Annotated in this window: 22 protein-coding genes; 10 read left to right on the top strand and 12 right to left on the bottom strand. The window is 67.3% G+C overall.

Features of this window, described 5'->3' with window-relative positions:
- Nucleotides 1–59: 59 nt before the first annotated feature.
- Genes FHY50_RS06235 through FHY50_RS06215 form a run of 5 tightly spaced genes read right to left on the bottom strand, consistent with a single transcriptional unit; the run spans nt 60 to nt 5,065 of the window.
- Nucleotides 60–1,313: an N-succinylarginine dihydrolase gene (locus FHY50_RS06235; protein ID WP_140047644.1), complete on the bottom strand. Its 1,254-nt coding sequence runs from the start codon at nt 1,311–1,313 to the stop codon at nt 60–62.
- A 1-nt stretch (nt 1,314) separates the two neighbouring features.
- Complete coding sequence (locus FHY50_RS06230) at nt 1,315–2,325, bottom strand: arginine N-succinyltransferase (protein WP_140047643.1); 1,011 nt, start codon at nt 2,323–2,325, stop codon at nt 1,315–1,317.
- Nucleotides 2,322–3,527, bottom strand: a complete 1,206-nt coding sequence (locus FHY50_RS06225; RefSeq protein ID WP_140047642.1) for a hydrolase — start codon at nt 3,525–3,527, stop codon at nt 2,322–2,324. Before FHY50_RS06225 ends, FHY50_RS06230 begins: the two co-directional genes overlap by 4 nt.
- A gap of 60 nt (nt 3,528–3,587) precedes the next feature.
- Nucleotides 3,588–4,493: a DUF481 domain-containing protein gene (locus FHY50_RS06220; protein ID WP_244935305.1), complete on the bottom strand. Its 906-nt coding sequence runs from the start codon at nt 4,491–4,493 to the stop codon at nt 3,588–3,590.
- Nucleotides 4,494–4,543: 50 nt separating this feature from the next.
- Entirely contained in the window at nt 4,544–5,065 is a 522-nt protein-coding gene (locus FHY50_RS06215; protein WP_140047641.1) for an RNA pyrophosphohydrolase, read from the bottom strand.
- Nucleotides 5,066–5,127: 62 nt separating this feature from the next.
- On the opposite strand from FHY50_RS06215, the gene FHY50_RS06210 reads away from it, so the two are divergent.
- From FHY50_RS06210 to FHY50_RS06190, 5 genes are read left to right on the top strand one after another with little or no spacing between them, the layout of a single operon-like run.
- Nucleotides 5,128–6,045 (top strand): histone deacetylase family protein, encoded by a 918-nt coding sequence (locus tag FHY50_RS06210; protein WP_140047640.1) that lies wholly within the window; start codon nt 5,128–5,130, stop codon nt 6,043–6,045.
- Nucleotides 6,042–7,415 (top strand): cryptochrome/photolyase family protein, encoded by a 1,374-nt coding sequence (locus tag FHY50_RS06205; RefSeq protein WP_140047639.1) that lies wholly within the window; start codon nt 6,042–6,044, stop codon nt 7,413–7,415. Before FHY50_RS06210 ends, FHY50_RS06205 begins: the two co-directional genes overlap by 4 nt.
- A gap of 51 nt (nt 7,416–7,466) precedes the next feature.
- Nucleotides 7,467–8,720 (top strand): SAM-dependent methyltransferase, encoded by a 1,254-nt coding sequence (locus tag FHY50_RS06200; RefSeq protein ID WP_140047638.1) that lies wholly within the window; start codon nt 7,467–7,469, stop codon nt 8,718–8,720.
- A gap of 2 nt (nt 8,721–8,722) precedes the next feature.
- Nucleotides 8,723–9,922, top strand: a complete 1,200-nt coding sequence (locus tag FHY50_RS06195) for a serine hydrolase domain-containing protein (protein WP_337250267.1) — start codon at nt 8,723–8,725, stop codon at nt 9,920–9,922.
- A gap of 46 nt (nt 9,923–9,968) precedes the next feature.
- On the top strand, nt 9,969–10,757 hold the full coding sequence (locus FHY50_RS06190; RefSeq protein ID WP_140047636.1) for a hypothetical protein: 789 nt from the start codon (nt 9,969–9,971) through the stop codon (nt 10,755–10,757).
- A 182-nt stretch (nt 10,758–10,939) separates the two neighbouring features.
- Here FHY50_RS06190 and FHY50_RS06185 read toward each other — a convergent pair whose 3' ends face one another.
- Together FHY50_RS06185 and purF are read right to left on the bottom strand one after the other, a co-directional pair.
- Nucleotides 10,940–11,647, bottom strand: coding sequence for an SDR family NAD(P)-dependent oxidoreductase (locus tag FHY50_RS06185; protein WP_140047635.1), 708 nt, complete (start codon nt 11,645–11,647; stop codon nt 10,940–10,942).
- Between the two features lie 28 nt (nt 11,648–11,675).
- Nucleotides 11,676–13,133: an amidophosphoribosyltransferase gene (gene purF, locus FHY50_RS06180; protein ID WP_140047634.1), complete on the bottom strand. Its 1,458-nt coding sequence runs from the start codon at nt 13,131–13,133 to the stop codon at nt 11,676–11,678.
- 69 nt (nt 13,134–13,202) lie between these two features.
- Here purF and FHY50_RS06175 point away from each other — a divergent pair, with 69 nt between their 5' ends.
- From FHY50_RS06175 to FHY50_RS06155, 5 genes are all read left to right on the top strand, one after another.
- Nucleotides 13,203–13,514, top strand: coding sequence for a DUF7218 family protein (locus tag FHY50_RS06175; RefSeq protein ID WP_425543018.1), 312 nt, complete (start codon nt 13,203–13,205; stop codon nt 13,512–13,514).
- Nucleotides 13,515–13,589: 75 nt separating this feature from the next.
- Entirely contained in the window at nt 13,590–13,952 is a 363-nt protein-coding gene (hisI, locus tag FHY50_RS06170) for a phosphoribosyl-AMP cyclohydrolase (RefSeq protein ID WP_140047633.1), read from the top strand.
- Nucleotides 13,949–14,440: a hypothetical protein gene (locus FHY50_RS06165; RefSeq protein WP_140047632.1), complete on the top strand. Its 492-nt coding sequence runs from the start codon at nt 13,949–13,951 to the stop codon at nt 14,438–14,440. Before hisI ends, FHY50_RS06165 begins: the two co-directional genes overlap by 4 nt.
- A 31-nt stretch (nt 14,441–14,471) precedes the next feature.
- Nucleotides 14,472–14,900 (top strand): MerR family transcriptional regulator, encoded by a 429-nt coding sequence (locus FHY50_RS06160; protein ID WP_140047631.1) that lies wholly within the window; start codon nt 14,472–14,474, stop codon nt 14,898–14,900.
- 16 nt (nt 14,901–14,916) lie between these two features.
- A complete protein-coding gene (locus FHY50_RS06155; RefSeq protein ID WP_140047630.1) occupies nt 14,917–16,719 on the top strand; it encodes an acyl-CoA dehydrogenase C-terminal domain-containing protein in 1,803 nt (600 codons plus the stop codon).
- A gap of 24 nt (nt 16,720–16,743) precedes the next feature.
- Here the strand turns inward: FHY50_RS06155 and FHY50_RS06150 are convergent, their stop codons facing one another.
- The 5 genes from FHY50_RS06150 to FHY50_RS06135 form a co-directional block, all read right to left on the bottom strand.
- Complete coding sequence (locus FHY50_RS06150; RefSeq protein WP_243846740.1) at nt 16,744–18,090, bottom strand: cell wall hydrolase; 1,347 nt, start codon at nt 18,088–18,090, stop codon at nt 16,744–16,746.
- 76 nt (nt 18,091–18,166) lie between these two features.
- A complete protein-coding gene (locus FHY50_RS14450; protein ID WP_279588145.1) occupies nt 18,167–18,301 on the bottom strand; it encodes a hypothetical protein in 135 nt (44 codons plus the stop codon).
- A gap of 61 nt (nt 18,302–18,362) precedes the next feature.
- Nucleotides 18,363–19,283, bottom strand: a complete 921-nt coding sequence (cysK, locus tag FHY50_RS06145) for a cysteine synthase A (RefSeq protein WP_140047629.1) — start codon at nt 19,281–19,283, stop codon at nt 18,363–18,365.
- Nucleotides 19,280–20,629 carry an MFS transporter gene (locus FHY50_RS06140; RefSeq protein WP_140047628.1) on the bottom strand — a complete coding sequence of 450 codons (1,350 nt, stop codon included), beginning with the start codon at nt 20,627–20,629 and terminating at the stop codon, nt 19,280–19,282. The genes cysK and FHY50_RS06140 overlap by 4 nt, the downstream gene beginning before the upstream one ends.
- 39 nt (nt 20,630–20,668) lie before the next feature.
- Nucleotides 20,669–21,550 carry an alpha/beta fold hydrolase gene (locus tag FHY50_RS06135; protein WP_140047627.1) on the bottom strand — a complete coding sequence of 294 codons (882 nt, stop codon included), beginning with the start codon at nt 21,548–21,550 and terminating at the stop codon, nt 20,669–20,671.
- Nucleotides 21,551–21,661 lie beyond the last annotated feature (111 nt).

Raw genomic sequence — 21,661 nt, 5'->3', positions numbered from 1 at the left:
CGCAACGCAAGGACCGGGCCAGCCGCGCAATTGCCTAAATTACGCATGACCGAACAGGGTTAACTGTCAAATAACCCGACAAGATCGAGCGCCTCGAGCAGCGCCGCATGCGCCGCCTCGATGCGGCCGATCAGCGCGCCGTCACCGATCGCATCGTGCGCGATCGCCTCGGGCCAATGCGCCTCGACGACCGCCGCGATCCGGTCGAGCCGGGCGTCGTCGACCAGGAATTGCGGATCGATCGTATCCGGATCGGCGACGACGCGCAGCCGCAGGCATGCCGGCCCTCCGCCATTGGCCATCGACTGGCGGACATCGACCACCTCGAGCTGCCGGATCGGGCCGTTGCCCGCGACCATCTCCTCGAGCCACGACCACACGGCGCGGTTGTCGCGCGCCTCGCTCGGCAGGATCAGCGCCTGGCCTCCCTGCGGCAGCGTGACCAGCTGTGCGTTGAACAGATAGGAGGCGATCGCCTCGGCCAGGCTGATGCGGTCGGCGGGAACCTCGACTATCTGGACTTCCGGCATGATCCTGGCGAGGGCGCCGAACAATGCCGCCTTGTCGGCAAAGGCCAGCTCGTGCGCGAACAGCACGCGTTCGTTGGCGACCGCAACGACGTCGTTGTGGAAGGCTCCGGCCGCAATCGCCGCTTCGGACTGTTCGGCGAACACGGTGCGGGCGGGATCGAGGCCGTGCACCCGCGCCACCGCCTTGCTCGCCTCGACATGCTGGCGCGCGGGGAAGGGGCCGCCGGCAACGCCGTAGACGAAAATCTCGACGCCCGGCGCGTCGTGCGCGGCGCACAGCCGCATATGGTTCGCCGCGCCCTCGTCGCCGAACGGCGCCGGCACCGGGGCGTGAACGACGAAGTCGCGGTGCGCGAATGCCCGCCGCAGCTGCGCCAGCATGTCGGGCCATTCGTGGCTGCGATGCGGCATCGTCACCAGATTGGCGACGGTCAGATGGCATTTGCCGTCGGCGGTGTCGGGCGCGGGGGAGACCGTCGCGGCATTGGCGGCCCACATCGACGACGCCGACAGCGCCTGCGCCTGGAGATGCGGTTCGGCCGCGGGGTACTCGGTGCCGAGCGCGGCGAGCCAGCGATGGTCGGGGCGCGGCGGCGGCAGCAGGATGCCCTGTACCAGTCCGAGCGCGAGATTGGCGCGCATCTTGGCGATCCCCTCCAGCGCGGCGGCACGCGGGGACGAGGTGGCGCCGCGGCTGCGCGTCGCTGCCAGATTGCCGGGGCTCAGCCCGGCATAATTGTGGCTCGGCCCGATCAGGCCGTCGAAATTGATCTCGCGCAGCATCTCAGCGCGCGACCTGCGTGACGGTGTCGCCGATGCCGACGCCCAGCACGCGGGCGGTGTCAGGATCGAGCACGACGCCATCCTCGCCGCGGGCAACGCGTCCGCTTGCCGCGCGGAAGCTGGCGAGCGTTCCGGTCGCGACGATCGCATCCTCGGCCGCATCGCCGATCGCCTCGACCGCGGCGTCGCTGGCCTCGCGCACCGTCTTCACCTGATCGACGCGCGCGGTCATGGTCGGGCCGCCGTCGAAGATGTCGACATAATTCTCGAACGCGAATCCCTCATTCTCGAGCATCCGCATCGCCGCGCGCCCGCTGGGATGCGGCAGCCCGATCGCGGCACGCGCGCTTTCGGGCAGCATCGCGGTATAGATGGGGTGGCGCGGCATCAGGTCGGCGATGAACTGGTTGCCATGGATCGCGTTGAATTCGTCGGCCTCCTGGAAGCTCATCCCGAAGAAGCGTCCGGCGACCCCGTCCCAGAACGGCGACCCGCCCGCCTCGTCGATCACGCCGCGCAACTCGGCGAGGATGCGGTCGGCGAACCGCGCCCGATGCGCGCGAATGAACAGGTAGCGCGACCGGGCAAGCAGCATCCCAAGCCCGCCAGCACGTTCGCCCGGATGCAGGAACAGGCCGCCGACTTCGCTACACCCTTCGAGGTCGTTGACCACGCTCAGCGTCTCGGCGCGGAAGGTACGGCCCAGTTCCTCGCTATGCTTGGTCAGCGTGCCGAGACGATAGCTGTAGAACGGCCAGCGCTCGCCGACCTTGGTGAAGATCTGGCAAGTGCCGCGCACGTCGCCGGTCTCGACATTTTCGAGCACGAGCAGGAACAGTTCGTCGATGACGCTGTCGCCGCTGCGCGCAAATGCGTCATGGCTGCGCGCCAGCTTGGCTGCCAGCGATTTCCGATCGGGCGGCAGGTTGGTGAAGCCGCCCCCGGTCAGCTTCGCCATCTCATAAAGGTGCTGCAGATCCTCGTCGCGCGCGGCGCGAAGCACGAAACTCATGGATGTCCCTTTTCGATGATGCGCGCGATGGTCAGCGCGGACAGCGCGGCGCGTTCGGGCAGGCTGTCGGGGATGAGGAATTCGTCTGCCGAGTGGATCGCCCCGCCGCGCGCGCCCATCGTGTCGACGACCGGAACGCCGCTGGCGGCGATGTTGTTGCCGTCGCACACCCCGCCGGTCGCGCGCCATGCCACCGGGATGTCGAGGTCAGCTCCCGCCGCCTCGACCACCGCGAACAGCCGCTGCGCGCCCGGGTCGATCGGCTTGGGCGGGCGATTGAAGCTGCCATGCGCGGCGATGTGGACATCGTGCTGCGCGGCGACTGCGGCGATCGCGGCGTCCAGCGCGGCCTGCGCCTCAGCGATGGCGGCGGAATCGCCTGGACGGAAGTTGACGCGCAGCACGGCCAGGTCGGGCACGACGTTGTTCGGTCCGCCGCCGTCGATCCGCGCCGGGTTGACCGACAGGCCGGGACGCCGCGCTGCATCGAGCCGTAGGGCAAGGTCGGCGGCGGCGACGATTGCGTTGCGCCCGTCCTCGGGATTGCGCCCGGCATGCGCGCTGCGGCCGCGGACCGTCACCGCGAAATTGCCGGTGCCGCCGCGCGCGCCCGCCAGCGTACCGTCGGGCAGAGCGGGTTCGTAGGTGAGCGCCGCGACCTTGCCGCGTGCCGCCTTCGCCAGCAGCGCCGCCGAGGACAGCGACCCGGTCTCCTCGTCCGAATTGATGACAACCTCATAGCCGAACCGCGCGGCGAGCGGGCTTGCCTCGACGGCCTTCAGCGCGGCGAGCATCAGCGAGAGGCCACCCTTCATGTCGGCGCCGCCCGGCGCGTTGAGGCTGCCGTCGTCCATCCAGCGCGCCGTCTGGAACGGGTGATCGGCGGGATAGACGGTGTCCATGTGCCCGGTGAACAGCATCTGCACCGGCGCCTGCGGGCGCACCGCCAGGTGCAGGTGACGCCCATGCTCTATCGCGCGCAGCGTGCCGCCAGGATCGACGCGCTCGACCGGATCCGGATCGCGCAGCGCGAGCTCCCCCGGCAGCACCGCGAACGCATCGGCGAGCAGCTGCGCCATCGCACCGACGCCAGCCAGGTTGCCGGTCCCCGAATTGACCGCGACCCACGCCTCGACCTGGGCCAGCATCGGCGCGGCGCGAGCGGTTTCGACAAGTGTGGTTTCGGAGGCGGAAAGCGTCATCGGCCCCTGACTAGCGCGTCCGCCGCGCCGATGAAACCGTGTCGGCCGCCGCCCTGCGCGTCAGAAATCGACGACCAGCGCCGCGCGGGTGGTGGTGTCGAGCGTCTGGCGCCCGACCGGCGGCATGCTTTCGAACTGGATCGCATAGGACAGCTGCGCCGAGAACGGCCCGAACAGCTTGGCGTTGAGCGCCGACGTGCTCGCTACGGTGGAATTGGCGCTTTGCAGATAGGCGGATGTATCGTGGTTGATGCTGACCGCCGACGACAAGCGCCAGTCGAGATCGACCGACCCGCGCGCCGCGAAATTGCGCTCGACGCTGTCGTCGGTGAAGTCGGTGTAGCGAAATGCCGGGCCAAGCTCGAGGTTGAGCGTCAGGTCGCCCGATCGCACCGCGGTATAGCCGGCACCGACCGAGTTCGAGATGCGGTGGTTGTAGCCGAAGAAGCGGTCGCTCTCGTACTGCGCGGCGCCATAGACGTAGAGCCGGTCGTTGACTTTGTAGTTGGGTTCGTACGCAGCGAGGTAATGCTCGCGCGTGGTGACGTTGAAACTTTCCTGATAGTCCGCCTGCAGCCGCAGCTTGTGCCGCCAGGCCAGCCCTTCGCGGGTCAGGTCGAGCGTGCCGGTGACACCGATATTCTGCGAGTTGCCGGTGGTGGCAAAGCCGCCGATCTGCGCGCGACCCTTGACCAGTTCGAAGAACTCCGCCTCGCGCAGCCGCCGCGTCGCTGCCTCGGCGCGTGCGGCTTTCCAGTCGTCGGCGATCTTGGCCAGCTGTTCGGCACTGACCAGCCGCAACTGCTTGGCGTATTTGACGATGGTGTTGACCTCGCCCTCGTTGCCGGACGCCATCGCCGCGTCGAGCATCGCCTGCAATTCTGGGGACAACGGGACCGGATCCTGCGCCTGGGCGGGAGCTGCGATCACCGCGGCGAGCGCGAGGGGGGTAAGCAATACTGGCACGACGCGGGCTCCTACCCGGAGATTCGGGCAATGATAAGACAATATCGCCGCTACGGAATCGGATGATCGGATAAACGGCCCCGCGTGCGTAGCGGTTGTTCGAAAACCTCCAGCAGCGTCTGGTACAGCGCGCGCTTGAACGGAACGATCAGGTCGGGAAGCTCGGCCGGTTCGACCCAGCGCCAGGCGCGGAATTCGGGTTCGGGGGTGGCGATATCGATGTCGCTGTCCTCGCCGGTGAAGGCGAACAGGAACCAGCGCTGGCGCTGGCCGCGCCATTTGCCTTTCCATACCTTGCCGATCAGATCGTCGGGCAGGTCATATTCCAGCTCGTCGGGGGCTTGGGCGATCAGCTCGACGTACCGCGGGGCGATGCCGGTCTCCTCGCCGATCTCGCGGATCGCCGCCGCCAGCGGCGCCTCTCCGGGATCGATACCACCTTGCGGCATCTGCCATGCCTCGAGCACCGAATCGAGCCGTTGCCCGACGAATACCTGGCCGTGCCGGTTGAGCAGCATCGCCCCGGCGCACGGGCGATAAGGAAGGTTGGTCCTGTCGATCGGATCGGTCATCGGCTGCCCTGTCTGCTCGGCGCCGGTTTGCTTGGCGGTGGCGCGCGCCTACCTAGGGAATCGTGATCGCGGTTGTCCACCATCCCGACTATGTCGCACCCGCGCCATCGCGCAGCGGCTATCAATGGAACAAGAACGGGCTGGTCCGCGACCTGCTCGCGCATGGCGATGCCGCGCTCGACTGGCAGGTTCCCGCTCCGATGCCCCGCGTGTGGCTCGAGGCGGTTCACGATCCGGACTATGTCGAGGAAGTGATTGCCGCGCAGGTGCCCGCGATCAAGCAGCGGCGCATTGGCTTTGCGGTCACCCCGCAAGTCGCGCTGCGCGCGCAGGTGGTGCCCGGCGGCACCTATCTCGCCGCATGCATCGCGCTGGAACGCGGGTTCGCCGCGAACACCGCCGGCGGCAGCCACCATGCGCTGGCCGATACGGGCGCGGGCTTTTGCGTGTTCAACGATCTCGCCATCGCCGCGGTCCGGCTGACCCGGGAGGGGCGCGCCGCGCGCGTGCTGATCGTCGATTGCGACGTGCATCAGGGCGACGGCACCGCCGCGCTGACTGCCGGCCGCACCGACATCGCCACCTATTCGATCCATGCCGACAAGAATTTTCCAGTGCGCAAGGCGCGCTCGACACGCGACGTAGCGTTGCCCGACGGCGTGGGCGACGATGCCTATCTGACCACGCTCGCCGAAACGCTGCTGCCGCTGGTCGACGATTTCACGCCCGATCTGATCCTCTACCAGGCCGGCGTCGATCCGTTCGAAGGCGACCGGCTGGGGCGGCTGGCGCTGACCCGCGACGGGCTGGTGCGGCGCGACCGGTGGATCGCGCAAACCTTCGCGCGGCGCGCGATCCCGCTGGCGAGCGCGCTCGGCGGCGGATATGGTAGCGATGCGCTAGAGGTCGCGCATCGCCACGTCGCGTCGATCCTCACCCTTGGCGCTGCCTACGCCGCCGCCATTCCGGAGCCTGCATGACTGATCCCGTCCTTGTCTGGTTCCGCCGCGACCTGCGCCTGTCCGACCAGGCGGCGTTGCTTGCGGCGTGCGGCGACGGGCCGGTGATCCCGGTCTATGTCCTCGACGACGAGACTCCGAAGCATCGCGCGATGGGCGGCGCATCGCGCTGGTGGCTCCACCACAGCCTCGCCGCGCTCGACGCCAGCCTGCGCGACAAGGGGTCACGGCTGATCCTGCGCCGCGGCAAGTCGGCCGAGGTGCTGGCAAAGCTCGGCGAGGACACCGGCGCGGGCCGCGTCCACGCGCTCCGCCACTATGAACCCTGGTGGCGCAATGCCGAGAGTGCCGTGGCCAAGGCGCTCGACCTCGTCTGCCATGACGGCAATTACCTCGCCCCGCCGGGGTCGATCACCAGCGGCAGCGGCGATCCCTACAAGATCTACACGCCGTTCTGGCGCGCGCTCAAGCAGACCATGCCGCCCGCCGATCCCGCCCAACGCCCGCGCGACATCCCGGCGCCGGCGCACTGGCCCAAGTCCGATCGCCTGTCCGACTGGGACCTGCTGCCGACCAGGCCCGACTGGGCATCTGCCTTCGGCGACGAATGGACCCCCGGCGAGGAAGGCGCGCGTGCGCGGGTCGCTCGCTTCCTTGATCGCGCGGACGATTATGACGCGACGCGCAACCTTCCGTCGATCGAGGGCAGCTCGCGCCTGTCGCCACATTTGCACTTCGGCGAGGTGTCGCCCGGCTATGTCTGGCATCGCACGATGGATGCGGGCGGATCGGTCGATGTGTTCCTCGGCGAGCTCGGCTGGCGCGACTATGCGCAGAACGTCATCCTGCAGTTTCCCGACTATGCCGCCAAGAATGCCCGCGACAAGTTCGACGCGCTGCCCTGGCGCGGCGGCAAGGCGGCGAGCGCGGATCTGAAGGCGTGGCATCAGGGCCGCACCGGCTATCCGATCGTCGATGCCGGGATGCGCCAGCTGTGGACGACCGGCTGGATGCACAATCGCGTCCGCATGATCGCGGCCAGCTTCCTCATCAAGCATCTGCTGATCGACTGGCGTGAGGGCGAGCGCTGGTTCTGGGACTGTCTGGTCGATGCCGACTACGGATCGAACGCCACCAACTGGCAATGGGTATCGGGCACCGGCATCGATTCGAACATGTTCGTGCGCATCATGGCGCCGCTGGTGCAGTCGCCCAAATTCGATGCCGGCGACTATATCCGGCAATGGGTGCCCGAACTTGCCGGCGTGAAGGGCGACGCGATCCACGATCCGGAGGATGCCGGCGAGCGGCCGGACTGCTATCCCAAGAAGATCATCGGCCACCGCGAGGCACGCGAGCGGGCACTGCAGGCGGCGCGCAAGGCCCGATAATCGCCTTAAGCGCTTGCTCGCCGCCGCTTGCCGTGCATGTAGGCGCGCATCATGGGGACCATACTTAACCGGGGACGCGACGCGGGACGGGCGCGCCAGGCGCTGGCCGCCGGCATCGCGCTGCCGCTGGCGACGCCGCTGTTCCACCGCTTGCTCGATCGCATCGACCGCGGGCTGGCGCACGGCAGCATCGAGGCGATCCTGCCCGACGGCTCCGCGCGCTCGCTGGGCGGGCGAGGGCCGGGGCCGTTCACCATCGTCGAGCTGCGCGACTGGCGCGCGCTGTGGCGGCTGGCGACGCGCGGGTCGGCGGGCTGGTACGAAAGCTGGGTTGCGGGCGAATGGGTCGCGTCCGACCTCGTCGCGCTGTTCACGCTGTTCGTGCGCAACCGCGAAACGCTGGGCGGGGCAGGGCGCGCGCACGGCTGGACCCGGCGGCTGCTGCGCCGCGGCCACCATGCCCGGCGCAACGATCTCGCAGGGGCGCGGCAGAACATCGAATATCATTACGACCTCGGCAACGACTTCTACCGCGCCTGGCTCGATCCCGGCATGACCTATTCGTCGGCGCGGTTCGCCACCCCGGACGAATCGCTCGAGGCCGCGCAGGCGCGCAAGCTGCAGGCGATCCTCGACCGCACCGGGACCCGCCCGGGCGATACGATCCTCGAAATCGGTTGCGGGTGGGGATCGTTCGCCGAACTCGCCGCACGCGCCGGACGCCGGGTCCATTGCCTGACGCTGTCGCTCGAACAGGCGCGGCATGTCGAGGCGCGGATGGCGGCGGCGGGACTGGACGGCGTGACGGTCGAGGTTGCCGACTATCGCAGCGTCACCGGCTCCTATGACGCGGTCGCCAGCATCGAGATGGTCGAGGCGGTCGGCCAGGAATATTGGCCCGAATATCTCGCGACGATCGCGCGCGTGCTGCGACCCGGCGGCCGCGCAGCGCTGCAATATATCGCGATCGACGACGCCATCTTCGAGGCTTATGCGGCCAATGTCGATTTTATCCAGACCTATGTTTTCCCAGGCGGAATGCTGCTTTCCGAAAGGCGTTTCGCAGCGATTGCTGCGCAGCATGGATTGAGTTGGAAGGACCGCGACGGCTTCGGTTCAGATTACGCCGAAACCTGCAGGCGGTGGCGCGCGGCTTTCGACCGGGCCGAAACCGAAGGTCGTCTTCCCGGCGACCTCGGCCGCGACTTCCGGGACTTGTGGCGTTATTATCTGGTGTATTGCGAAGGCGGTTTCCTGGGCGGCGGCATCGATGTCGCGCAGGTGACGATGATCAAGGGGGAATGACGATGCGGCTACGGTCGATTCTCGCGGCGAGTGCGCTGGCGCTGTGTGCCTGTGCGCAGCAGGCGACGCCGCCTGCCGACAGCTCGGCCGCGGTCGTGTCTCCCGATGTCGTGCTCGATCCCGCCAACTCCGCCCGGCTGCAGCAGATCGGCGCCGACATCCTGTTCTGGCCGCAGGAAAAGCGCGAGGCGAATTTCCGCGCGATGGAAAAGGTATTTCCCGGCCATATCGTCAAGGCCGGCACCCGCGTTCGCCCGCTGCCCGCCGGCACGCCGCTGCCGATCGACGCGGCCAAGGTCGATGCCTTCATGGCCGCGCAAAAGGTGGCCGGGCTGATCGTGCTGCAGGACGGCAAGGTCCGCCTCGAACGCTACGGCCTGGGCTTCAAGCCGGGCGAGCGCTGGACCAGCTTCTCGGTCGCCAAGTCGTTCACCTCGACGCTGGTTGGCGCGGCGATCAGGGACGGCGCGATCGCGTCGGTCGATGATCCGGTGACACGCTACCTGCCCGAACTGACGGGCAGCGGCTATGACGGCGTCACCGTCGCGCAACTGCTGACGATGACGTCGGGCGTCAAATGGAACGAGGATTACACCGACGCCAATTCCGACGTCGCGCGCATGTATTCGGTGCCGGTGCCCGCCGGCATGGACCCGACCGTCGCGTACATGCGCACCCTGCCGCGTGACACGCCGCCGGGCGAAAAATGGGTCTACAAGACCGGCGAGACCAACCTGATCGGCGTCCTCGTCGGCCGCGCGACGGGCAAGCCGCTCGCCACCTATCTCAGCGAAAAAGTCTGGAAGCCGGCGGGTATGGAGACCGACGCCTTCTGGATGACCGATCCGTCTGGCAAGGAAGTCAGCGGCTGTTGCCTGTCGGTCAGCTTGCGCGATTATGCCCGCATGGGCCAGTTCGCGCTGGAGGGCGCGCCGGGCACCGTCCCCGCAAACTGGATCGCGGAGGCGACCCGCCCGCACGCCGATTTTGCGCGCGCAGGCTATGGCTACGGCTATCAATGGTGGACCTATCCCGAAGGCCGCTACGGCGCGCAGGGCATCTTCGGCCAGTCGATCCTGGTCGATCCCAAGGCGCGGGTCGTCATCGCGATGGTCGGGGCGTGGCCCAAGGCGACCGATCAGGCGCTGTCGGCAGCAAGGGCAGCGTTTCAAGCGGAAGTGCTGAGGGCGGCGGGGCGATGAGCGCCAAGGTGATCCGAACGTCCAAGGCGCGACTTCGGAGGAACTGGTGATCATGCTGACGGCGTTGGCGATGGCTCAACTTGCCCAAACCTTCACCCTGGAGAAGGCGCGGGCAATGTCTTCCGAACAACTCGCCAAGGCGCTTCTTGGCCCCGACGCGGCATCGATCGAGAGGGTAGTTGTTCATCCTGTCGGGATGGAGGTTCCCGCGCGGAGTTTACATAAGGTCACGATGATCGGAGTACCTGGCCCAGCCGCCGGTGGGCCGGGCTGGTGCAGGCGGATCGACAAGATCGCGCATCTTACGCCGGTCGTGCCCGGCGGCAACAGCTATGTAAACGCCATGCCCACGCAGGTCGAAAAGATCGAGGAACGTGAGAGCGTTCGCTTGGCCGACGGAGATTGCAGCAAGTCCGACGCAGCGTTCTTTTCCGTCAATCCAAAGAAGCGCGCGTCGCAATTCGCGCTGATACAACGCCTTCTGGTCGCGCGTGAGCAGGCAAAAAGCGGTCGGCCGCTACCGTTCGAGTTGCAATGCGTTGATGAGGACGGTGCGAGAGCCCCCGCATTCGGCGGCAACCGATGTCTGCCGGGGAACGGGCGGGCGCTTTTGGCAAGTTTGCCTTTGGAGCGAGCGTTTAATGTCAGCGCCGGCGGTCAGGGGGTCAGGTACAGCCTCAACAGGGTTGACGGAACCCGGACGAGGCAGCCTGTCCATTTTGATGCACAAGTCGGGATGAACGACGGCAAACTGGCAGTCGATGTCACCGTCGGTGAAAGCGAAGGGCGGATCACGCGGATGACGATCAAGCGGCACATCCCCTATCCATTCTGATCCGTATCGACCGATCTGGATTGCGCTGAGGTAGATCAGCGCCATTATCGTCGTCCTTGCGAACGCCGAAATTCAGGGTTCTGTCGAACTAGGAAGGGAAGCTGCACCCCTGCCTCGGCGCGGCAGATAGTCCGCCAGAGTAAGGGCGCAGCGCTAAGAGCAAACGCGTATGCTGCGGAGGCTCACCCAACCCGCTCGAAATGCCCCGCCTCGAACCCGTCCCGCATCAGCGCGGCGATCCGATCCGCTACCACCGCGGGATCCTTGACGCTGGCCGGGTCTTCGCCCGGATAGGCGCGCTCGCGCATCCTGGTGCGGGTCGCGCCGGGGTCGATTATGCCGACGCGGACCTGGCTGACGTTGCGCATTTCTTCGCCATAGGCGGCTAGCAGCGTCTCGAACGCCGCCTTCGAACTGCCATAGGCGCCCCAATAGGCACGTGGCTGCCGACCAACACTGGAAGTCAGCCCGATCACTTTTGCTGCAGGTGCGCTGCGCAGCAAACCGTCGAACGCCGCCAGCATGGCTGCCTGCGCGGTGACGTTGAGCGTCAGCAGCTTGGTGAACTCCTTCATGTCGATCGCGGGCGCCGCCGCCAGCGTGCCGAGCATCGCCGCGTTCAGGACCAGCATGTCGAGCCGCTGCCAGCGTTCGGTGATCGCGCGCGCCAGCCGCGCGACGCTGTCGCCTTCGGTCAGGTCGAGCGGCGCAATCGTCGCGGTTCCTCCCGCGCTGTGGATCGCGTCCTCGACTTCCTCAAGCCCGCCGACGGTGCGCGCGGTCAGCACGACATGCGCGCCCGCATCGGCCAGCGCGATTGCGGTCGCCGCGCCGATGCCGCGACTTGCACCGGTGACGAGCGCGATCTGGTCGGCAAGCGGCTTGGTCACGGCGTCAATCTCCTGTCGGGAAGCAGCGTCAGCTCACCCGCTCTTCGAGCATGGCGAACTGGTCGACCGGGGCGCTTTCGTCCTGGTCGGTCAGCGGCGTGGGGTAGTCGCCGGTAAAGCACGCGTCGCAATAGCGCGGGCGAACGTCGGCGCGCCTGGCCTCGCCCAGCGCCTTGTACAGCCCGTCGATCGATACGAACGCCAGGCTGTCGGCATGGATGAAGTCGGTCATCCCGCCGATATCGAGCTTGGCGGCGAGCAGCTTGGCGCGTTCGGGCGTATCGACACCGTAGAAGCAGCTGTGCCGCGTCGGCGGCGAGGCGATGCGCATGTGCACCTCCGCGGCGCCCGCCTCGCGCATCATCTGCACGATCTTGAGGCTGGTGGTGCCGCGCACGATCGAATCGTCGATCAGGATCACGCGCTTGCCCTCGATCAGCGCGCGGTTGGCGTTGTGCTTCAGCTTGACGCCGAGGTGCCGGACCTTGTCGCCCGGCTGGATGAAGGTGCGCCCGACATAGTGCGAGCGGATGATGCCGAGTTCGAACGGGATCCCCGATTGCTGGGCATAGCCGATCGCCGCCGGCGTGCCCGAATCGGGAACCGGCACGACCAGGTCGGCATCGACCGGGTTCTCGATCGCCAGCTGTGCGCCGATCGCCTTGCGCACCGAATAGACCGAGCGGTCCTCGGCGATCGAGTCGGGACGCGAGAAATAGACATATTCGAAGATGCAGGGGCGCGGCGACATCGGCGCGAATGGGCGGATCGACTTGACCTCGCCGCCCTTGACGATGACCAGTTCGCCCGGATCGATCGAGCGTTCGAATTCGGCGCCGACCACGTCGAGCGCAACCGTCTCCGATGCGAAGATCACCGCATCCCCCAGCCGCCCCATCACCAGCGGCCGGATGCCGAGCGGATCGCGGCAGGCGATCATGCCTTCGGGCGTCATGCAGATCAGCGAATAGGCGCCCTCGACCTGCTTCAACGCGTCGATGAACTTGTCGAGCAGCGTACGATAGCTCGACATCGCAACCAGATGGATGATCGTCTCGGTATCGCTGGTCGACTGGAAGATCGATCCCGACCGCACCAGATCGCGCCGCAGCCGCATGGCGTTCGAGATATTGCCGTTATGCGCGATCGCAAAGCCGCCGCTGGCCAGGTCGGCATAGAGCGGCTGGACATTGCGCAGCGAGGTCTCGCCGGTGGTCGAATAGCGGACATGCCCCGCAGCGACCTGTCCGGGCAGTTGCCGGATGATGTCGTCGCGGTCGAAATTGCCCGCGACGTGCCCCATCGCGCGGTGGGTGTGGAACTGCTGCCCGTCGAACGACGAGATACCCGCCGCTTCCTGACCGCGATGCTGCAGTGCGTGGAGGCCGAGCGCGACCATCGCCGCCGCACCCTCGACGCCGGATACGCCGAAGATGCCGCACTCCTCGCGCAGCTTGTCGTCATCGAAGGGATGTGTGGTCAGCATAGGCCCGATGCTTTGTGCGTGTCCGGCCCGCCATATAGGGAGGCCGCCGAGCTTTGTCGCCTGTTTGTCATGCACCGCGTGAACCGCGCCGCGATCGCTGCGTTTTCCGCTGCAGCAAGGGAGGCGATGATGGCGAAGGACCACGGCCCGTCGATCAAGGACGACAAGCTTTACGAGGATTTGCGCAGACAGGGCGAATCGAAGGAAAAGGCTGCGCGTATCGCCAATGCCAGGGCGGCCGGGACGCTCGATCCCGAATCGGCCAGGCTCGAGGACCGCAGCAAGCAGGAGCTTTACGACGAGGCCAGGAAGATCGGGATCGAATGCCGGTCGAAAATGACCAAGGGCGAACTGGTCGAGGCGATCCGCGGGCATAAATAGCCCCTGCAGGTCCGCTCGAACGGATGGGAGTGCGGCTGGGGTGACTGCGGCGCACGGTGACGCTAACGGTTGCTGATGTCCGACCCCCGCGAAACCGGCCTCGTCCTCGACCCAAAATACGACGCCGCCGGACTGGTCACCGCCGTCGTTACCGACGCTGCGACCGGCGAGGTCCTGATGCTGGCACACATGAACGCCGACGCGCTCGCCGCGACGCTGGCCACGGGAGAGGCGACATTTTGGTCGCGCAGCCGCGCGCGCTTGTGGAAGAAGGGCGAAACCTCGGGCAACATCCTGCGCGTCGTCGAGGCGCGCATCGATTGCGATCAGGATGCGGTGTGGCTCATCGTCGAACCGGCCGGCCCCGCCTGCCATACCGGCGCGCGCAGTTGCTTCTATCGCCGCATCGCACCCGGCGGGCTGGCGCCGGTCGCGTGAGGGTCGCGCTGGCCGCACTGCTGCTGGCGGGATGTTCCCAGATCGAACCGTCGTCGGCACCGAAGGGGCCGCCGGACCTGGAGACGGCAGCGATCGAACGCGGGCTGGTGATCGATCCGGCGACGGTCGATCTGGTCGGGCTGTATGCGCGGGCGGGGGATCGGCTGTGCATCACCGGCGGGGCAGGGCGCTATCGCATCGGCGCGTTCGTCGAATATGGCGAGGGACAGCGCTGCACGGCGCGCGGCACGGTCGCGCGCAGCGGCGATACGCTCACCATCGCGTTCGGTGAAGGCTGCCGCTTCGACGCGCGCTATGACGGCATCCGCATCGCGTTCCCCGGCAGGCTGCCCGCGGCATGCGCGCAATCGTGCGAGGGCCGCGCTTCGCTCGAGGGGCTGGCCACGGAACGGCTGAGCGATTCGCCATCGGAAGCGGCGGCGCTTCGCGATCCCGACGACCGCCCGCTCTGCCCTTCCACTAGTTGACGTTCACGTAAAGGTAAGGCAATAGCCAAGCATGGCCAGCCTGCCCCAGATCGCCCTCGCCCCGATCGATCCGCGTCCCGATCGCGACGCCTTTTCGATCTCCGACTTGTGCAGCGAATTCGGCGTCACCGCCCGCGCGCTGCGCTTCTACGAGGACGAGGGACTGATTGCGCCGCATCGCCGCGGCACCGCGCGGATCTATTCGCACCGCGACCGCGCCCGGCTCGCCTGGATCCTGCGCGGCAAGCGCGTCGGCTTCTCGCTCGGCGAAATTCGCGAGATGATCGACCTCTACGACATTGGCGACGACCGCCAGGTCCAGCGCCAGGTGACGATCGAGAAATGCCGCGCTCGGGTCGCGCTGCTCGAATCGCAGAAGCGCGACATCGACGCGGCGATCGACGAGCTGAGTGAATTCCTCGCCATCGTCGAATCCGGCGACACCCCGTCCAAGCACTGATTTTCGGAGATTTTCGATGCCCAGCTATACGCCCCCGGTCCGCGATACGCGCTTCGTGCTCGACCATGTCGTCGGGCTCGACCGCTATTCGAACCGGCCCGGCTTCACCGCCGCCAGCGCCGACGTCGTGACTGCGGTGCTGGAAGAAGGCGGGAAGTTCGTCGCCGAGGTGCTGTTCCCGATCAATCATTCGGGGGACCAGCAGGGCTGCACCCGCCATGCCGACGGCAGCGTGACCACGCCCGACGGGTTCAAGGATGCGTACGACCGCTTCGTCGAAAGCGGCTGGGCGACGCTGTCCGCGCCGGAGCAATTTGGCGGGCAGGGGATGCCGCATGTCGTCGCCACCGCGTTCGAGGAGTATATGATTTCGTCGAACATGGCGTTCGCGATGTATCCCGGCCTAACCCACGGCGCGATCGCGGCGCTGCTGGCAAAGGGGTCGCAGGAGCAGAAGGAGAAGTACGTCCCCCGCATGGTGTCGGGCGAATGGGGCGGCACGATGAACCTGACCGAGCCGCAGTGCGGCACCGATCTTGGCCTCATCAAGACACGGGCCGAGCCAGGCGGTGACGGCAGCTATGCGATCACCGGGACCAAGATCTTCATTTCGTCGGGCGAGCATGACCTGACATCGAACATCATCCACCTCGTGCTGGCCAAGACCCCGGGCGCGCCTGACAGTTCGAAGGGCATTTCGCTGTTCGTGGTGCCCAAATATCTGGTCGGGGACGACGGGTCGCTCGGCGCGCGCAACGCGGTCACCTGCGGCTCGATCGAGCACAAGATGGGCATCCACGCCAATTCGACTTGCGTGATGAACTATGACGGCGCCACCGGCTGGCTGGTCGGCGAAGAGAATAAGGGACTGGCGGCGATGTTCATCATGATGAACGCTGCGCGCCTGGGTGTCGGCCTGCAGGGGCTCGGCGTCGCGGAAGTCGCCTATCAGAACGCAGTTATCTACGCCGGCGACCGCCGTCAGGGGCGGGCGCTCACCGGACCGGCGCAGCCGGGCGAAAAGGCCGATACGCTGTTCGTCCATCCCGACGTCCGCCGCATGCTGATGGAGGGCAAGGCGCTGACCGAAGGGCTGCGCGCGCTGTGCCTGTGGGGGGCGCTGCAGGTCGATCTGTCGCACCATGCCGAGGATGAGGCCGAGCGCCAGCTGGCCGACGACCTGATCTCGCTGCTCACTCCCGTGATCAAGGGCTATGGCACCGACAAGGGCTATGACATCGCCACCAATGCGCAGCAGGTTTATGGCGGGCATGGCTACATCGCCGAATGGGGGATGGAGCAATATGTCCGCGATGCCCGGATCGCGATGATCTACGAAGGCACCAACGGCGTCCAGGCGATGGACCTGGTCGGACGCAAGCTGGCCCAGAATGGCGGCCGGGCGATCCAGGCGCTGTTCAAGCTGGTCGGCGACGAGATCGCCGTCGCAAGCAGCGCCGATGCCACCCGCGACTTCGCGCTGCGGCTCGATCGTGCGCTCAAGGACCTGCAGGCGGCAACGATGTGGTTCATGGCCAACGGGATGCAGAATCCCAACCATGTCGGCGCAGGGGCGCATTCGTACATGCACCTGATGGGCATCGTCGCCACCGGCCTGATGTGGCTGCGCATGCTGACCGCGGCGCAGGCGCAGCTCGCCGCGGGGGAGGGCGACGCCAAGTTCCTCGAGGCCAAGACGATCACCGCCCGCTTCTTCGCCGAGCGCATCCTGCCCGATGCCGGAGCGCTGCGCCGCAAGATCGAAGGAGGCAGCGACTCGCTAATGGCTCTGGAGCCGGAGATGTTCGCCGCGGCGTGAGGCCGAGAGCTATCTGGCGACAGGCTACGGCGTCGGGGTAGGTGTCGGGGTCGGCGCGATCATCGGCACCGGCGCCGCAGCCTCGCCCTTTCGCCGCACCCCGTCCAGCACCGGCGGCGCCGGCTTGGGCGGGGCGTCGAGCCCCAGCGCCGCGCGCAGACCGCCTCCCGGCAGCATCCGCGCCGGCGTCGCCGGCATCGCGCGCAGCTGGATCGGTGCGCGGCGCTTCATGCACTGGCCGGCATCCTCGCGCTCGAAGGCATCGCAATTCCACAGCGCCTTTTCGAACCCGCGCGCACGGTCGCGCAGATAACTGAACGCCATCGCGTTCATCGCCTGCGGTTCGGCGGGAAGCAGCGCGGGCTTGAGCGCAGCGTCGGTCCATCCCATCAGCTTGCAATAGGGCCGGTTGCCGCACGTTCGTTCAGCCAGCGCCGCAAATTGGTCGGGCACAAGCCGCTTGTCGAGCGTGACGAGAAAGGTGTTGGGATCGGTCGGCAGCGCGCCTGGCAATTCGGCGCTGCCGAGGTCGGCGACCGCGATCGTGCCTGCCGCGTCTCCATCGGCGGCAGCGGCATGCGCCACCGAAATTCGCGACAGCGACGCGATCAGCGGCTCCAATCCGCGGTTGCCGCGGCCGAACGCCGGCGGGGTGCCCCACCAGCCGGTCCAGCGGAAGAACAGATGCGTATCGACCTCGCTGACCTTGTCGAGGCTCGAGCTCCAATAGGGGACCACCCAGTCGGTATGATAATGCGTCGACAGGCCAACCCGCTTGTCGACCGAGCCGCCAATGGCCGCGGCGGCGGTGCCGCGCGCGCGCTCCCATGCCGCGTCGGAATATCGCCGGCCCAGCGCACCGTCGCAGGTAAAGGTGAACTGGCAGCCGGTGCGCCGCTCCGATCCCTGGAATACGACGCCGCACACCGTGCCGGGGAAGGCGGGATGGCGCACGCGGTTCAGCACCACCTGCGCCACCGCCTTCTGGTCGGCGGTGTCGTCGCCTGCCTCGTACAGCACCGCGGCGGCGAGGCAGTCGACCGCGCGCGCGCGGCTGGCATCGTCGCCGGTGAATGCGAACGGCTTGGCGGCAAGCAGCGGGGCGGTCGAAAACGGGATCGACGCATTGAACAGCCGCGCATCGTCGCGTGACACCGGCACGAACTCGATCGGCTCGACCGGCGGCAGTTCGCTTGGCGGCACCACCCGCTGGCGGCTGCGCTGCGCCGCCTGCGCGATCTCGGTGACCGGAGTGACGCGGGGGCCGTACGCGACGACCAGCGCCGGCACGGCCAGGGCAAGCATGGCCACCAGCGCCAGCACGATGGCCAGCGGCGACGGCATTCGGGCAGGGGGCGTGACGGCGATCATGCGGGGGCGGGAGCGATCCTTTAGGAGAACGGCGATAGATGGGTAGCCGCGCGCCGATCGCCAAGCCTTGGCCTGCTCAGCGCGCCACCGGCGGAACCGCGATGCGGACGGTGGCCGCATCGACGCGCCCGCCGCCATGCGTACCGAACGCCAGCGGCCACAGCAGCAGCAGCGCGGCCATCACCGCGACACAGATCAGGGCATTGCGCATATCCACCCCCCGGCAAAAAGCTGGGCTGTGATAGTCCGAAACGCCGCACGGCGCCACCCGTTCAGGCTTCGGGCAGGAAGTCCGGAACCGACAGATAGCGCTCGCCGGTGTCGTAATTGAACCCCAGCACGCGCGATCCCGCGGGCAGTTCGGGCAGCTTGGCGGCGATCGCCGCCAGCGTCGCTCCCGACGAGATGCCGACCAGCATGCCTTCCTTGCTGGCCGCCTGCCGTGCCATTTCCTTGGCGGCATCCGCCGACACCTGGATCGCACCGTCGATCGCCTGCGTATGGAGATTGCCGGGGACGAAGCCTGCGCCGATGCCCTGGATCGGGTGGGGTCCGGGGGCGCCGCCAGAGATCACCGGCGACAATTCGGGTTCGACCGCGAACACCTTGAGGTCGGGCCAGTGCTGCTTGAGCATCTCGGCAACGCCGGTGATGTGCCCGCCGGTACCGACCCCGGTGATGATCGCATCGATCGGCGCGTCCTTGAAGTCGGCGAGGATTTCCTGCGCGGTGGTGCGCACATGCACATCGACATTGGCGGGATTGTCGAACTGCTGCGGCATCCACGCGCCTGGGGTCTGTCCGACCAGCTCGATCGCACGCTCGATTGCGCCCTTCATGCCCTTTTCGCGCGGGGTAAGGTCGAAGCTGGCGCCATAGGCCAGCATCAGGCGGCGGCGCTCGATCGACATGCTCTCGGGCATGACCAGCACCAGCTTGTAGCCCTTGACCGCCGCGACCATCGCCAACCCGACGCCGGTATTGCCGCTGGTCGGCTCGATGATCGTGCCGCCGGGCTTAAGGTCGCCCGACGCCTCGGCCGCCTCGATCATCGCCAGCGCGATGCGGTCCTTGATCGACCCGCCTGGGTTCGACCGCTCCGACTTGATCCACACTTCCGCATCCGGGAACAGCCGCGCGACGCGGATGTGGGGCGTGTTGCCGATCGTCTCGAGGATCGTGTTGGCCTTCATGCTGGCTTCTCCTTGGCGGCACCGTCGGCGACGGAGGTGAATTCCAGGGTCTCGGGCGGATCGAAGCTTCGCGCGCGGCGCAGTTCGGGGAACCACCTGGCCCACAGGATGGTGACCAATATGGCACCGATGCCGCCGCCGACAACCGCCGCCACTGGCCCGACCAGCGCGGCGAGAAATCCGGACTCGGCCTCGCCCAGCTCGTTCGACCCCGATATGAACAGCGTCGATACCGCGCCGACGCGGCCGCGCATCTCGTCGGGGGTGTGCAACTGAATCAGCGACTGGCGGATATAGACCGAAACCATGTCGGCCGCGCCCAGCCCGAACAGCCCACCCAGTGCGACCAGCACCGCCGGGGCGAAATCGCTGCCGATCGCGGCGCTGCCGAACAGCGGCAGCATGATCGGCGCCGACAGGCCGAAGACGATCGTGGCGACCCCGAAAACGGCAACCGCGCCGAGCATCTTGACCCCGACATTGCGGGTGAGCGGCCGGAACGAAAACCACAGGGCGACCGCGACCGCGCCCAGCGCCGGCGCGGCGCGCAAATGTCCCAGCCCATCCGCGCCGACCTGCAGGATATCGCGTGCATAGACCGGCAGCATCGCGGTCGCACCGCCCAGCAGCACCGCGAACAGGTCGAGGCTGATCGCCCCGAACACCAGCCTATTGCGCCGGACATAATGCAGCCCGTCGATCATCTGCGCAAAGGGGTTGGTCGGCCCGGTCATCGTCCGCCGCGCCACCGGCGTGATGAGCATCAGCATCACGAAGGCGAAGGCGAACAGCCCTCCCGACACCGTATAGGGCAGCCACGGCGCGGCGGCGTAGAGATAGCCGCCCATCGCCGGGCCGAGCACGGATCCGGACTGCCACGCGATCGAACTCAGCGCGATCGCGGTCGGCAGCACCGCCACCGGGACCAGATTGGGCGCCAGCGCCTGCAGCGACGGACCGGCGAATGCCCGCGCGACGCCCAGCAGCGCGGCAATGCCGAACAGTGCGGGCAGGGTGATCGCGTCGCTATAGGTCAGCCACGCCAGCGTCAGCGCGCATCCCGCCTCCAGTGCGACCGCTCCGCGTGCGATCCAGCGCCGGTCGACGCGGTCGGCGACCCAGCCCGCGACCAGCGACAGTGCCAGCAGCGGCAGGAATTGCGCCACGCCGATGAGCCCGAGCTGGAATGCCGCGTCGCGGATCGGCATCGTCGCGCGGGCGATGTCGTAGACTTGCCAGCCGATGACGATGACCATCGCCATCTGCGCCAGCGTCGTGCTCAGCCGCGCCAGCCAGTAGGCGCGGAAATTGTGGATCGAGAAGGGATGGGGTGCAGCGCCGGCCATGGCTGCCCTTAGGCAGAGTGACCGGCGCCGCGCAATGCGTCAGGCGATCAGCGCGTCGGACGATGTCTTCGCCGCCACGAAGCTGCGCTCTCGGGGATCGCCCAGGAAGGTCAGCAGGTCCTGGGTCAGCCGATCGCTCGACGTGATGACCAGACCATGCGGCTCGCCGTCATATTCGACCAGTTGCGCGCCGGCGATACCCTTCGCCGCTGCGCGGCCCGTCGCATCGATCGGTACGGTCTGGTCCTTGGTGCCGTGCACGATCAGGGTCGGCACCCGGAACGATGCCAAATCCGGGCGGAAATCGGTGTGCGCAAAGCTGTCGGCACAGGCCAGCGTAGGCTTGAAGCCAGCCATCATCGCGATGGACGTAGTGATGTCGAGAATCTCGTCACTGACCGGGCTGGTGATGTATCCGACGCCCAGGAACTGCGGCAGGAACGTCTGGCGATAGAAATGCGCGCGATCCGTCGTGAGACCTTTGGTGATCTGGTTGAAGGTTTCCTGCGGCACGCCGTGGGGATTGTCGTCGGTCTTCAGCATATAGGGCACGACCGAGGATATCAGCGCCGCGGCGACCACGCCTTTGCCATCGTGTCGCGACATGTAGCGGGCGACTTCGCCGCCGCCCATCGAAAAGCCGACCAACGTCACGTCCTCGGTCGCGCCGGTTGCTTCCATCACATCGGCGAGATCGTCGGCCAGCGTGTCGTAGTCATAGCCCGACCACGGCTGACCGGACCGGCCGAAGCCGCGGCGATCATAGGCGATTGCGCGGAATCCTGCATCGGCCAGCGCCATCGACTGCGCATCCCACATGTCCGCCGATACCGGCCAACCGTGGATCAGGATGACCGGGCGGCCGTCGCCCCAATCCTTGACGTAGATATCGGTGCCGTCGCGCGTTTTGATATAGGGCATGGGGCGCCTTTCGGTTTTGCCGGGGGGTGCTTCTGTCAACCGCTCGCCTTGCCAGTCGTTCCCCCGGAGCGCGGGGTGGCAATCGTACCATGAACCTGCCAAGTTCCGCGC

The organism is Sphingomonas japonica (genome assembly GCF_006346325.1).
Classification (GTDB): Bacteria; Pseudomonadota; Alphaproteobacteria; order Sphingomonadales; family Sphingomonadaceae; genus Sphingomonas; species Sphingomonas japonica.
Note: the sequence above shows the minus strand (reverse complement) of the source record. Positions and strands in the feature narration are given on the sequence as shown.